Source organism: Streptomyces sp. NPDC015130, from assembly GCF_043080005.1.
GTDB lineage: Bacteria > Actinomycetota > Actinomycetes > Streptomycetales > Streptomycetaceae > Streptomyces.
Genome location: NZ_JBIBVC010000019.1, coordinates 56,621 through 69,245 on the forward strand (window position 1 = coordinate 56,621; position 12,625 = coordinate 69,245).

Sequence of the window (12,625 nt, forward strand, 5' to 3'; positions counted from 1 at the left end):
ACGCTGAGCGAGAGCGTGACTGCGCCACGTGGTGGGGTCGGTAGCATCAAGCACCGGCCCCCAGGGCTCGCCTGGCCCGCCCACCGCCGGTCGATGTTGCCGGAGGTGCCCCATGAGCGCAGAGGCCACCAACCCTGTGAGCGCGGCCGACGCCGCCGTCACCGACACGACCGTCCGCAGACGCGGACGCGCCCGCCTCGACCTGCGCCGCCTCGGCCGCGCCGCCCTGCTGGGCGCCACCGCGGGACCGGCCCCCCGTGACCGGCTGCCCGACGCCATCAGCCATGTCGCCGAGGCGCACCGGGCCCACCACCCCGAGGCCGAGCTCGCGGTGCTGCGCCGGGCCTACGTGCTCGCCGAGTCCTCGCACCGCGGCCAGTTCCGCAAGAGCGGCGAGCCGTACATCACGCACCCGCTCGCGGTCACGCTCATCCTCGCCGAACTCGGCGCGGAGACCACCACCCTGACCGCCTCCCTCCTCCACGACACCGTCGAGGACACCGAGGTGACGCTCGACCAGGTGCGCCGGGAGTTCGGCGACGAGGTCGCGTACCTCGTCGACGGCGTCACCAAGGTCGAGAAGATCGACTACGGCGCCGCCGCCGAGCCCGAGACCTTCCGCAAGATGCTCGTCGCCACCGGCAACGACGTCCGGGTCATGTCGATCAAACTCGCCGACCGCCTCCACAACATGCGCACCCTCGGCGTGATGCGCCCCGAGAAGCAGGCCAGGATCGCCAAGGTCACCCGGGACTTCCTCATCCCCCTGGCCGAGCGGCTCGGCGTCCAGGCGCTCAAGACCGAGCTGGAGGACCTCGTCTTCTCGATCCTCCACCCCGAGGAGTACGAGAACACCCGGGCGCTCGTCGCCGAGAACTCCCACGCGGGCGACGCCCTCGACGCCGTCGCCGAACAGGTCGGCGCCGTCCTCCGCGAAGCCGGCATCGGAGCCGAGGTCCTCGTCCGGCCCCGGCACTTCGTGTCGGTCCACCGCGTCCGCCTCAAGCGCGGCGAGCTCCGCGGCTGCGACTTCGGGCGGCTCCTCGTCCTCGTCGCCGAGGACGCCGACTGCTACGGGGTCCTCGGCGAGCTCCACACCTGCTTCACCCCGGTGATCTCCGAGTTCAAGGACTTCATCGCGGCCCCCAAGTTCAACCTGTACCAGTCGCTGCACACCGCGATCGCCGCCCCCGACGGAGCCGTGGCCGAGGTCCTCATCAGGACCCACCGGATGCACACGGTCGCCGAGGCCGGAGTCGTCGCGCTCGGCAATCCGTACGCGGGCCAGGAACCGTACGCCGGCCCGGCAACGCCCCCGGGGCGCCCCGGCCCCGCCACCGCCGCCGTCCCCGTCCTCACCCCCGACTCCGCCCCCACCCCCGACCCGCAGCCCGAGGACGGCGAGCGCGTCGACCCCACCCGCCCCGGCTGGCTCTCCCGGCTCCTCGACTGGCAGCAGTCCGCCCCCGACCCCGACACCTTCTGGAGCTCGCTCCGCGCCCACCTCGCCGAGGACGACGAGATCACCGTCTTCAGCGCCGACGGCAGTGCTCCCGGCCCGATCAGCCTGCCCGCCGGGGCCAGCTGCGTCGACGCCGCCTACGCCCAGCACGGCGAGGCCGCCCACGGCTGTCTCGGCGCCCGGGTCAACGGCCGCCTCGCCCCCCTGGGCACCGTCCTCGGCGACGGCGACACCGTCCAGCTGCTGCTCGCCCAGGACACCGTGTCCGGGCCCTCTCCCGAATGGCTCGACCACGCGCGTACCGCCGCCGCGCGGATCGCGATCACCGGCTGGCTCCAGGCCCACCCCGAGGCGGTCGCGGCCCCCGCGGAGACGGGCCCCCGGCCCCAGGTCAACGTCCCGGCCGACCGCCGCTCCGGCGCCGTGCTCCACGCCGACCTGGACGGCGAGCCCCCCGCCACCGTCCGCCCCGCCGGGTGCTGCACCCCCGTACCGCCCGACGAGATCACCGGATTCCGGGTCCGCGGCGGCTCGGTCACCGTCCACCGGGCCGGCTGCGCCGCCGTCGAGACCATGCGCGGCGTGGGCCGCGAGCCCGTCACCGTCCGCTGGGGCGACACCGCCCAGTGCCGGGTCACCCTCGTCGCCGAGTCCTTCGGCCGGCCGCACCTCCTCGCCGACCTCACCGAGGCCATCGCCACCGCCGGGGCGGCCGTCGTCGCCGCGACCGTCGAGCCGCCCAGCGAACAGCGGGTCCGCCACACGTACACCCTCCACCTCCCCGACGCCGCCGGCCTCCCCGCCCTGATGCGGGCCATGCGCGACGTGCCGGGCGTGTACGACGTGAACCGCGCCCGGCGGCGGGGGAGGACGGAGCCCCGCGACTCCTGACACGCGGCACGACCGGACGTGACCCCCTTCGGGTGGCGGGCGAGCGCGCCGCCCGCCACGGCGGGGGAAGCCCTGGTAGCCGTAGGGCCAGTCCTCCGGAAAGGCCTGGCCCATGCCGCTCGTCCGAAACCCCCTGCCCCGCGCGCGGTGGCTCCGCGCAGCCGTCCTCGTCGCCGCCTCGACCGGGCTCGTCGCCGCCGCGCTGCCCGCCCCGGCGCCGCTCGGCATCGGCGACCCGCTCTTCCCGCACCTCGGCAACCCCGGCTACGACGTCCTCGCGTACGACCTCGACCTCACCTACCCCGGGGTCAACACGAAGCCGCTCGCCGCCGTGACCCGGATCGACGCGCTCGCCACCGCGGACCTGGAGCGGCTCAACCTCGACTTCACCCACGGGACCGTCTCCGCCGTCACCGTCGACGACCTGCCCGCCGCGTACACCGGCAGCGGCGAGGACCTGGTCATCACCCCCGCCGTGCCGATCGACGCCGGTGAGCGGATCGAGATCACCGTCACCCACACCAGCGACCCCACCGGCCCGGCCGCCACCGGCGGCTGGGTGCGCACCGGCGACGGCCTCGCCATGGCCAACCAGGCGGACGCCGCCCACCGGGTCTTCCCGTCCAACGACCACCCCGCCGACAAGGCGTACTTCACCTTCCGGATCACCGCCCCCAGCGCGCTCACCGCCGTCGCCAACGGCCTGCCCGCCGGCCGGGTCGAACGCGGCGCCACCACCACCTGGACGTACCGCACCCGCCACCCCATGGCCACGGAGCTCGCCCAGGTCTCCATCGGCAGCTCCGCCGTCGTACGCCGGACCGGCCCCAGGGGCCTGCCCGTACGGGACGTCGTGCGGACCGCCGACCGAGAGCTGCTGGAGCCCTGGCTCCGCAAGACCCCCGGCCAGCTGGAGTGGATGGAACAGCGGGTCGGCCCGTATCCCTTCGAGACGTACGGCGTGCTCGTCGCCGACGCCGAGACGGGCTTCGAGCTGGAGACGCAGACCCTCTCCCTCTTCGAGCGCCGCCTCTTCACGGACACGCGCTACCCCGAGTGGTACGTCGACTCGATCATGGTCCACGAGCTCGCCCACCAGTGGTTCGGCGACAGCGTCTCGCCCCGCACCTGGTCCGACCTCTGGCTCAACGAAGGACACGCGAGCTGGTACGAGGCCCTGTACGCGGAGGAGAAGGCCGGCAGGTCCATGGAGCTGCGCATGAAGGCGGCCTACGCGGCCTCCGACGGATGGCGGGCCGACGGCGGCCCGCCTGCCGCCCCCGAGCCGCCCTCGCCCGGCCACAAGATCAGCCTCTTCCGGCCCGTCGTCTACGACGGCAGCGCCCTCGTCCTCTACGCCCTCCGGCAGGAGATCGGCACCGAGGCCTTCGAGCGCCTGGAGCGCCGCTGGGTCGCCGACCACCGGGACTCCACCGCCACCACCGCCGACTTCGTCGCCCTGGCCGGCGAGATCGCCGGACGGGACCTCACGGCCTTCCTCCGTGACTGGCTGTACTCGGCGAAGACCCCGCCCATGCCCGGGCACCCCGACTGGCGCTCCCGCCCGGCCGAGGAGGTCAGGACGGCGGCGAAACCCGCGTGACGGGCGCGGCCGCGCCGTGCCACCATCATCAGGTCGGCGACGCCGCCGGCACCGGGAATCTTCCGGTGCCGTCACGCGTTGCGACGGATACAGATTCAACTTCGTCGCGGTCACGCGACGTCATTCGACGTAAGGACCCAATGACCTCCTCCTCTTCTTCCCCTTCCCAGGACGAGCAGCGCTTCGCGGAGACGAGCCGTACCGAGAGCCTTCGGGCCGATGCCCTGATGGAAGAGGACGTCGCCTGGAGCCACGAGATCGACGGAGAGCGGGACGGCGACCAGTTCGACCGCTCCGAGCGCGCGGCGCTGCGCCGCGTGGCGGGCCTCTCCACCGAGCTCGAGGACGTCACCGAGGTCGAGTACCGACAGCTGCGCCTGGAGCGCGTCGTGCTGGTCGGCGTCTGGACCTCGGGGACCGTGCAGGACGCGGAGAACTCCCTGGCGGAGCTCGCGGCCCTCGCCGAGACGGCGGGCGCCCTCGTGCTCGACGGCGTGATCCAGCGCCGTGACAAGCCCGACCCGGCGACCTTCATCGGGTCCGGCAAGGCGCGCGAGCTGCGTGACATCGTGGTCGAGACCGGCGCCGACACCGTCGTCTGCGACGGCGAGCTCAGCCCCGGCCAGCTCATCGCCCTCGAAGACGTCGTCAAGGTGAAGGTGGTCGACCGGACCGCCCTCATCCTCGACATCTTCGCCCAGCACGCCAAGTCCCGAGAGGGCAAGGCGCAGGTCGCGCTCGCGCAGATGCAGTACATGCTGCCGCGACTGCGAGGCTGGGGTCAGTCGCTGTCCCGTCAGATGGGTGGCGGCGGCGGTGGTGGCATGGCCACCCGTGGTCCCGGTGAGACCAAGATCGAGACCGACCGGCGCCGCATCCGCGAGAAGATGGCGAAGATGCGCCGGGAGATCGCGGAGATGAAGACCGGCCGCGACATCAAGCGGCAGGAGCGCCGCCGCAACAAGGTGCCGTCGGTCGCCATCGCCGGATACACCAACGCGGGCAAGTCCTCCCTGCTCAACCGCCTCACCGGGGCGGGCGTGCTCGTGGAGAACGCCCTGTTCGCCACCCTCGACCCGACCGTGCGCCGGGCCGAGACGCCCACCGGCCGGGTCTACACCCTGGCCGACACCGTCGGCTTCGTCCGGCACCTGCCGCACCACCTGGTCGAGGCGTTCCGCTCCACCATGGAGGAGGTCGGGGACTCCGACCTCATCCTGCACGTGGTGGACGGCTCCCACCCGGCTCCGGAGGAGCAGCTGGCCGCCGTGCGCGAGGTCTTCCGGGACGTCGGCGCGGTGAACGTCAAGGAGATCGTCGTCGTCAACAAGGCGGACGCCGCGGACCCGCTGGTCCTCCAGCGCCTGCTGCGGATGGAGAAGCACTCCATCGCCGTCTCGGCCCGTTCGGGCCAGGGCATCGAGCAGCTGCTCGCGCTCATCGACGCCGAACTGCCGCGCCCCGAGGTCGAGCTCGAAGCCCTCGTGCCGTACACGCAGGGCGGACTCGTCTCCCGGGTGCACGCCGAGGGCGAGGTGGAGTCCGAGGAGCACACCCCGGAGGGCACCCTGCTGAAGGCCCGGGTGCACGAGGAGCTGGCGGCGATGCTCGCGCCGTACGTCCCCGCCGCGCACTGACCCACGGCGAACGATCACAGAGGGCGCTGCTCCCTCCCCCGACGGGGAGGGAGCAGCGCCCTCTCTCGTGATGCGATGCCGTACGCGGTGCCCCTCGGGTCAGCGGGCGAACTTCTTGCTGACCATCTCGTGCGCCGCCTTCGCGCCCCGGCCCAACTGCGGTCCGGCGAGCCAGCCGTTGCCGCCGGCCGGGCCGATCGAGGTGTTCGACACGAGGGCCGTCTTCCCGTTCGGCAGCACACGGAACCAGCCGCCGCCCGAGGAACCGGCGGTCATCGTGCAACCGATCCGGTACATCGTCGGCGTGGCCGGGGCCGTGGTGAACCGCGTCGCGCGGTCGAGGCACTTGTGCATGATCAGCCCGTTGTACGGAGGCGCCTGTGGGTAGCCCCAGGCGCCCATCGTCCCGGCCTGCGCGGCCGTCGGCGCGGAGAAGTCGACCGGCAGCGCGGCGCCGACGGTCTCCTCCAGCGACTTGCCGCCCCGCTCGGGCTGCACGTGCAGCACGGCGTAGTCGTAGGGCCAGGCCTGGTTCGAACCGCCGCGCTGGATCCACTCGCCGGAGGTCACCGCCCAGTCGGCCCAGTACTGGCCGTAGGGCGCGATCTCGTGCGGCTGCGCGTTGCGCAGGGCGGAGGCCGACTTGCCGAGGTCGTTGTAGGCCGGCACGAACGTGATGTTGCGGTACCAGCCGCCGCGCTGCCCCGCGTGGACGCAGTGCCCGGCCGTCCAGACCATGTTGGACTTCCCGGGCCGCCGCGGGTCCTTCACGATGGTGCCGGAGCAGACCATGTGCCCCTCGGGCGAGTCGAAGAAGATCTTCCCGACCGGGGCCGCGTTGCGGTGGTACGGCGTCTTCTCGCGCTGCGCGTTGACGGGCCGGGGCGTCGGGTCGGTGCCGCTCGTGCCGGCCTGAGCGGTGATCGTCTGCTCCGGGCTCTTCGCCGACTGCATCCGCGTCGGGTCCCAGAGGCCGTCGATCACCGGGTTCACGAAGTCCTCGGCCTCACGGAGCCAGGTCGAGCTGTCCCAGTTCTTCCACTCGCCGTCCTTCCACTTGTCCAGGTCGACGCCGTGCTTCTTGAGCTTGTCGGCGAGGTCCTTGGCGAGGTCGTCACCGCCACCGGCGCCGTCGGCGGCCGGTGCGGAGCTGCTCGCCCCCGCGGCGGGGCCGTCGGCGGCCGGGGTCTCGGTGGGGCCGCAGGCCGTGGCGGTCAGCGCGAGCGCCGCGGCCACGCCGAGAGCGGCGGGTATGAGTCGTACAGAACGCATGACGTGCATTCCCCCTGTGAGGTGTTCCGCGTCCGGGACGTGAGCCGCCGACCGGACATGGGTGGAGGCGGGACCCAGGGGCCCCGCCTCCGTGCCGTTGCTACTGTCCGGCGTACTTCTTGCTGACCTCGTCGAAGATGGCCTTGGCCTCAGGTCCGAGTCGCGGACCCGCGAGCCAGCCGGCCGTGGCCGGGCCGATCGAGGTGTTCGACACCAGCGCCGGCTTGCCGTCGCTGCCCTGGGCGACCCAGCCGCCACCGGACGAACCACCGGTCATGGTGCAGCCGATGCGGTACATCGTCGGCTGCTCCGCCTTCAGCGACAGCCGGCCCGGCTTGTCCTGGCACTGGAACATCTTCTGGCCGTCGAACGGCGGCGCCGCCGGGTAACCGGTCGCCGTCAGGCTCGCGATCTTCGGCACGGCCGGCGCGTTGAACTCCACCGGAAGGGCAGAACCGACCGTCTCCTCCAGCGACTTGCCCGAGCCGCCCTTCTCCGGGGTCACCTGGATGACCGCGAAGTCGTACGGGGCGCCGGCGCCGCCGGTGGAAGCGCCCTCGGCGATCCACTCGTCGGAGGTCTTGACCCAGTCCGCCCACCACACGCCGTAGGGCGCGATCTGCTCCCGCGTCGCCTTCTCCAGGTCGGAGGTGGGCAGCGAGGCGTCGTTGTACGAGGGCACGAAGGCGATGTTGCGGTACCAGCCGCCCTGCTTGCCCTTGTGCACGCAGTGACCGGCCGTCCAGACCATGTTGGACTTGCCCGGGTGGGCCGGGTCCTGCACCACGGTGGCCGAGCAGACCATCGAGCCCTCGGGGCCGTCGAAGAAGACCTTCCCGGCCTCAGGGGCGTTGGCGTGGTACTTCGGGGCGACGGCCTTCGCCTTGACCGCGGCGGGAGTCGGGTCGGTGACGCCCTCGTCACCGGAGATGTCCTCCTCCTCGACCGGCTTGTCGGGGCGCTCGGCATCCCGCATGCGGTCCGGGTCCCAGAGGTCCTCGATGATCGGGTTGACGAAGTCCTTGGCCTCACGGAGCCACTTGTCGCGGTCCCAGTTCTTCCACTCGCCGTCGCGCCACTTGTCCAGGTCGATCCCGTGTTCCTTCAGACGCTCCTTCAGGTCCTCCGGAATCTTGATCTTGTCGGCCGGGCTCAGGCTCGTGGGCGCGCTGGGCTTGTCTCCCGCGTTCTCCTCGGTCGGGCCGCAGGCCGTCGCGGTGAGCGTCAGCGCCGCGACGGCGGAAGCCGCCATCAGCAGCGGACGAATCGATCGCATCTCGTGATCCCCCTGGGACTACATAAACGTGTGTGCAATGGGTGAACGGCGGTCGCGTCCTCACGGACGGCGACCGACGGCCCCCAACTATGCCGGTGCCGGAGGGGACGGTACCCGCCCCGCCGCCGGTTCCGACTGTCGTTCAGCCGTTGCCGTGCCGTGATCCGGGACACGCCAAGTTCTTGCCACCGGCCCGTGATCCCCGGCAGTTCCCGTCGTTGGTACGTACGGGGGACACAACGACGGCGTTCAGGGCGGCCCTTGAGGCGGCTCCGCGACGTCCCGATGTGCAACGCAACCGTTACAGCGGGAGGACACCGAGCCGTGGCCGTGACCGAATCAGCTCCTGCCGTCGCACCGGCCGCGCACGTGCGGAACACGACGGGCGACAAGCCGGACCAGGGCGGCGGGTACGAGGCGATCCTGCGCCGCCAGTCGCAGCGCGAGTCCGCCGCGCGCACCTACGCCCGCTCGCTGCCGATCGTCCCCGTGCGGGCCCGCGGCCTGACCATCGAGGGCGCCGACGGCCGCCGTTACCTCGACTGCCTCTCCGGCGCCGGGACGCTCGCCCTGGGACACAACCATCCCGTCGTCCTGGAAGCGATCAGGAAGGTCCTCGACTCGGGCGCCCCGCTCCACGTCCTCGACCTCGCCACCCCCCTCAAGGACGCCTTCACCTCGGAGCTGTTCGCCACCCTGCCGACCGAACTCGCCGACGACGCCCGCATCCAGTTCTGCGGACCGGCCGGCACGGACGCCGTCGAAGCGGCCCTCAAGCTCGTCCGCACCGCCACCGGCCGCGACGGACTCCTCGCCTTCACCGGCGCCTACCACGGCATGACCGCCGGAGCCCTCTCCGCCTCCGGCGGGGCGACCGACGTCCGCGTGACCCGGCTGCCCTACCCGCAGCAGTACCGCTGCCCCTTCGGCGTCGGCGGCGACCGCGGCGCCGAACTCGCCGCCCGCTGGACCGAGAGCGTCCTCGACGACCCCAAGAGCGGTGTCACCACCCCCGCCGGAATGATCGTCGAAGCCGTCCAGGGCGAAGGCGGCGTCATCCCCGCCCCCGACGACTGGATGCGGCGGATGCGCCGGATCACCGCCGACCACTCCGTCCCGCTCGTCGTCGACGAGGTCCAGACCGGCGTCGGCCGCACCGGTGCGTTCTGGGCCGTCGAGCACAGCGGTGTCGTGCCCGACGTGATGGTCCTCTCCAAGGCCATCGGCGGCTCCCTCCCCCTCGCCGTCATCGTCTACAGGTCCGAGCTCGACGCCTGGGAACCCGGCGCCCACGCCGGCACGTTCCGCGGCAACCAGCTCGCCATGGCCGCCGGAACGGCCACCCTCGCGTACGTCCGCGAGAACAGACTCGCCGAACGGGCCGGCATCCTCGGCGCCCGTATCCTCGGCCAACTCCAGGGCCTCGCCGCCGCCCACCCCTGCGTCGGCGACGTCCGCGGCCGGGGCCTGATGATCGGCGTCGAACTCGTCGACCCCGATGCCGCCGGCCCGGACGACCCCGTCCCGCCCGCCGCACCCGCCCTGGCCCTCGCCGTCCAACAGGAGTGCCTCGCCCGCGGACTCATCGTCGAACTCGGCGGCCGCCACTCCGCGGTGGTCCGCCTCCTGCCCCCGCTCACCCTCACCGACGAGCAGGCCACCGCGGTCCTCGACCGCTTCGCCGACGCCCTGGCCGCGGCCGAACGGGCCCACACCCCCACGACGGGCGCCCCCCGGAACACCTCAGGACCGTCCCACTGACCCCGGACCGCCCCCGGCCCCACCCCAAGGAAGCCCCCGTGAACGCCACCCCCAGCTCCCCGGCGACCGAGACCACCGCGCCCCTCGCCGTCGAGGAACCCACCGTCCCGCGGCAGCACTTCGGACCTTACGACCCGCAGCCGTCCCGCCCGGCCACGGTCACCGCCGGAGCCACCGCTCCCGACCCCCTGGACGACCCCGACCCGCAGCGCGCCGCGGACGTGGCGACCGTCGAGAACCTGCTCCGCTGCTGGATCCGCGAGAAGAACCTGACCGCCCCCGACTCCGCCACCCTGCGCGTCCCCCTCGACGCCAGCGGCACCGCCCTCCTCGTCCCCGTCCGCTACTGGTCGGCCACCGGCTGGCACCGCTTCGGCGCCCCCACCCTCGAAGGACTCCCGGCCTCCGCCCCCACCGTCGACGCGGTCACCGTCGCCGCCCTGCTCAGCCGCGAGACCGGCCGCCCCGAAGGCACCGAACTCGTCGGCCGGGTCGCCGACTCCGCCCGGCGCACCGCCGACTTCCTCACCGAGAGCCGCCGCGACCCCCGCCCCCACCCGGACGCCGACCTCTTCCTCTCCGCCGAGCAGTCCCTGCTGCTGGGCCACCCCCTGCACCCCACCCCCAAGAGCCGCGAAGGACTCTCCGAGGCCGAGGCCCGGCTCTACTCACCCGAACTCCACGGCTCCTTCCCCCTCCACTGGGTCGCCGTCGACCCCACCGTCCTCGCCTCCGACTCCGCCTGGACCGAGCAGGGCCGCCACGTCACCGCCGAACAGCTCACCGCCGGCCTCGCCGAGGGACTCACCCTCCCCGCCGGCACCGCACCCCTGCCCCTGCACCCCTGGCAGGCCCGCGAACTCCTGCACCGCTCCGAGGTCCGCGAGCTCCTCGCCGCCGGCCTTCTCCACGACCTCGGCCTCCACGGCACCCCCTGGCACCCCACCTCCTCCGTCCGCACCGTGCACCGCCCCGGCGCACGGGCGATGCTCAAGCTCTCCCTCGGCCTGCGCATCACCAACTCCCGCCGCGAGAACCTCCGCAAGGAACTCCACCGCGGCGTCGAGGTCCACCGGCTCTTGCGCACCGGCCTCGTCGACGAGTGGCAGGCGGCCCACCCCGGCTTCGACATCGTCCGCGACCCCGCCTGGCTCGCCGTGAACACCCCGGACGGCACCCCCGTCCCCGGGCTCGACGTCATGATCCGCCACAACCCCTTCGGACCCGGCGACGACGCCGTCTGCATCGCGTCCCTCACCACCCCCCGTCCCTGGCCCGGCGCCACCACCATGCGCTCCCGGCTCGCCGACGTCATCGGCAGGCTCTCCACCCGCACCGGCCGCCCCACCACGGCCGTCGCCGCCGAGTGGTTCCTCCGCTACCTCGACCAGGTCGTCCGCCCCGTCCTCTGGCTCGACGGACACGCCGGCATCGCCCTGGAGGCCCACCAGCAGAACACCCTGGTGCTCCTGGACCCGGACGGCTGGCCCGTCGGCGGCCGCTACCGCGACAACCAGGGCTACTACTTCCGCGAGTCCCACCGCGCCGAGCTGGAGAGCCGACTCCCCGGCATCGGGGCCCACAGCGACACCTTCGTCTCCGACCAGGTCACCGACGAGCGCTTCGCCTACTACCTCGGCATCAACAACATCCTCGGACTGATCGGCGCCTTCGGTGCCCAGCACCTCGCCGACGAGCGCGTCCTCCTCGCCGCCCTCCGCAGCTTCCTCACCTCCGCCACAAGCCTCGGCTCCCCCCTGCCGCACCGCCTCCTGGAGGCCGCGACCCTGCGCAGCAAGGCCAACCTCCTCACCCGTCTGCACGGCCTCGACGAGCTCGTCGGGCCGGTCGACACCCAGTCCGTCTACGTCACCGTCACCAACCCCCTCCGCACCTGAACCCGCCGCCGGGGTACAAGCCCCGAGCGCACCGCCGAGAGGAGAGCGACACCGTGCCACCCACAGGACCTTCCTTAGAACCCCGCGGGGACGACACCCTCGACCTCAGGGTCGACGACCTCGTCGCCCTCCTCGCCACCGGAGCCCGGCCACCCACCGCCGGCACTCCTTCCGGAGGCGATCCCGCCGACGGCGCCGAAGGGGACCTCCTCGACTCCGTCGCCGGCTGGCCCCCGACCACTACCCCCTTCGGCACCTTCCGGCTCGTCCCCGTCCACCTCGACCGCGACCTGGCGCTCATCACCCGGTGGATGAACGACCCCGCGGTCGCCGCCTTCTGGGAGCTCGCCGGCCCCGAGACCGTGACCGCCGAGCACCTCCGCGCCCAGCTCCAGGGCGACGGCCGCAGCGTCCCCTGCCTCGGCGTCCTCGACGACGCACCCATGAGCTACTTCGAGATCTACCGCGCCGACCTCGACCCGCTCGCCCGGTACTACCCGGCCCGTCCCCACGACACCGGTATCCATCTCCTCGTCGGAGGCGCCACCGACCGAGGCAGGGGCGTCGGCACCGCCCTCCTGCGCGCCGTCGCCACACTCGTCCTCGACCACCGTCCCCGATGCACCCGGGTCGTCGCCGAACCCGACATCCGCAACACCCCCTCCGTCTCGGCCTTCCTCGGCGCCGGCTTCCGTCGCGCGGCGGAAGTCGACCTCCCCGACAAACGGGCCGCACTCATGATCCGCGACCGCACCCATCGTCACTCTCTGTGAAAACCCTTCTGCCTTACATACACCGCTCGACCCACAGCGGTTCCCACTCCGA

8 protein-coding genes are annotated in these 12,625 nt (G+C 72.8%); 6 read left to right on the forward strand and 2 right to left on the reverse strand.

Annotation, left to right across the window (positions count from 1 at the left end):
• Nucleotides 1-112 precede the first annotated feature (112 nt).
• The 3 genes from ACF08F_RS31330 to hflX all read left to right on the forward strand — a co-directional run bounded on the left by ACF08F_RS31330 (nucleotide 113) and on the right by hflX (nucleotide 5,593).
• Nucleotides 113-2,353, forward strand: a complete 2,241-nt coding sequence (locus ACF08F_RS31330; RefSeq protein ID WP_392301902.1) for a RelA/SpoT family protein — start codon at nucleotides 113-115, stop codon at nucleotides 2,351-2,353.
• 112 nt (nucleotides 2,354-2,465) lie between these two features.
• On the forward strand, nucleotides 2,466-3,956 hold the full coding sequence (locus tag ACF08F_RS31335; protein WP_392301903.1) for a M1 family metallopeptidase: 1,491 nt from the start codon (nucleotides 2,466-2,468) through the stop codon (nucleotides 3,954-3,956).
• 140 nt (nucleotides 3,957-4,096) lie between these two features.
• On the forward strand, nucleotides 4,097-5,593 hold the full coding sequence (gene hflX, locus ACF08F_RS31340) for a GTPase HflX (protein ID WP_392301904.1): 1,497 nt from the start codon (nucleotides 4,097-4,099) through the stop codon (nucleotides 5,591-5,593).
• Nucleotides 5,594-5,692: 99 nt separating this feature from the next.
• Here hflX and ACF08F_RS31345 read toward each other — a convergent pair whose 3' ends face one another.
• Nucleotides 5,693-6,865, reverse strand: a complete 1,173-nt coding sequence (locus tag ACF08F_RS31345) for a trypsin-like serine peptidase (RefSeq protein ID WP_392301905.1) — start codon at nucleotides 6,863-6,865, stop codon at nucleotides 5,693-5,695.
• 100 nt (nucleotides 6,866-6,965) lie between these two features.
• Nucleotides 6,966-8,141 (reverse strand): trypsin-like serine peptidase, encoded by a 1,176-nt coding sequence (locus ACF08F_RS31350; protein ID WP_392301906.1) that lies wholly within the window; start codon nucleotides 8,139-8,141, stop codon nucleotides 6,966-6,968.
• A gap of 324 nt (nucleotides 8,142-8,465) precedes the next feature.
• On the opposite strand from ACF08F_RS31350, the gene ACF08F_RS31355 reads away from it, so the two are divergent.
• From ACF08F_RS31355 to ACF08F_RS31365, 3 genes are read left to right on the forward strand one after another with little or no spacing between them, the layout of a single operon-like run.
• Nucleotides 8,466-9,902 carry a diaminobutyrate--2-oxoglutarate transaminase family protein gene (locus tag ACF08F_RS31355; RefSeq protein ID WP_392301907.1) on the forward strand — a complete coding sequence of 479 codons (1,437 nt, stop codon included), beginning with the start codon at nucleotides 8,466-8,468 and terminating at the stop codon, nucleotides 9,900-9,902.
• Nucleotides 9,903-9,940: 38 nt separating this feature from the next.
• Complete coding sequence (locus ACF08F_RS31360; protein WP_392301908.1) at nucleotides 9,941-11,800, forward strand: IucA/IucC family protein; 1,860 nt, start codon at nucleotides 9,941-9,943, stop codon at nucleotides 11,798-11,800.
• Between the two features lie 53 nt (nucleotides 11,801-11,853).
• Complete coding sequence (locus ACF08F_RS31365; RefSeq protein WP_392301909.1) at nucleotides 11,854-12,573, forward strand: GNAT family N-acetyltransferase; 720 nt, start codon at nucleotides 11,854-11,856, stop codon at nucleotides 12,571-12,573.
• The last annotated feature ends 52 nt before the right edge of the window (nucleotides 12,574-12,625 follow it).

Bases quoted from the DNA above. Each gene is read 5' to 3' on its own strand.
- ACF08F_RS31350 (WP_392301906.1), bottom strand. From the start codon at position 8,141: ATGCGATCGATTCGTCCGCTGCTGATGGCGGCTTCCGCCGTCGCGGCG.
- ACF08F_RS31345 (WP_392301905.1), bottom strand. From the start codon at position 6,865: ATGCGTTCTGTACGACTCATACCCGCCGCTCTCGGCGTGGCCGCGGCG.
- ACF08F_RS31335 (WP_392301903.1), top strand. From the start codon at position 2,466: ATGCCGCTCGTCCGAAACCCCCTGCCCCGCGCGCGGTGGCTCCGCGCA.
- ACF08F_RS31330 (WP_392301902.1), top strand. From the start codon at position 113: ATGAGCGCAGAGGCCACCAACCCTGTGAGCGCGGCCGACGCCGCCGTC.
- hflX (WP_392301904.1), top strand. From the start codon at position 4,097: ATGACCTCCTCCTCTTCTTCCCCTTCCCAGGACGAGCAGCGCTTCGCG.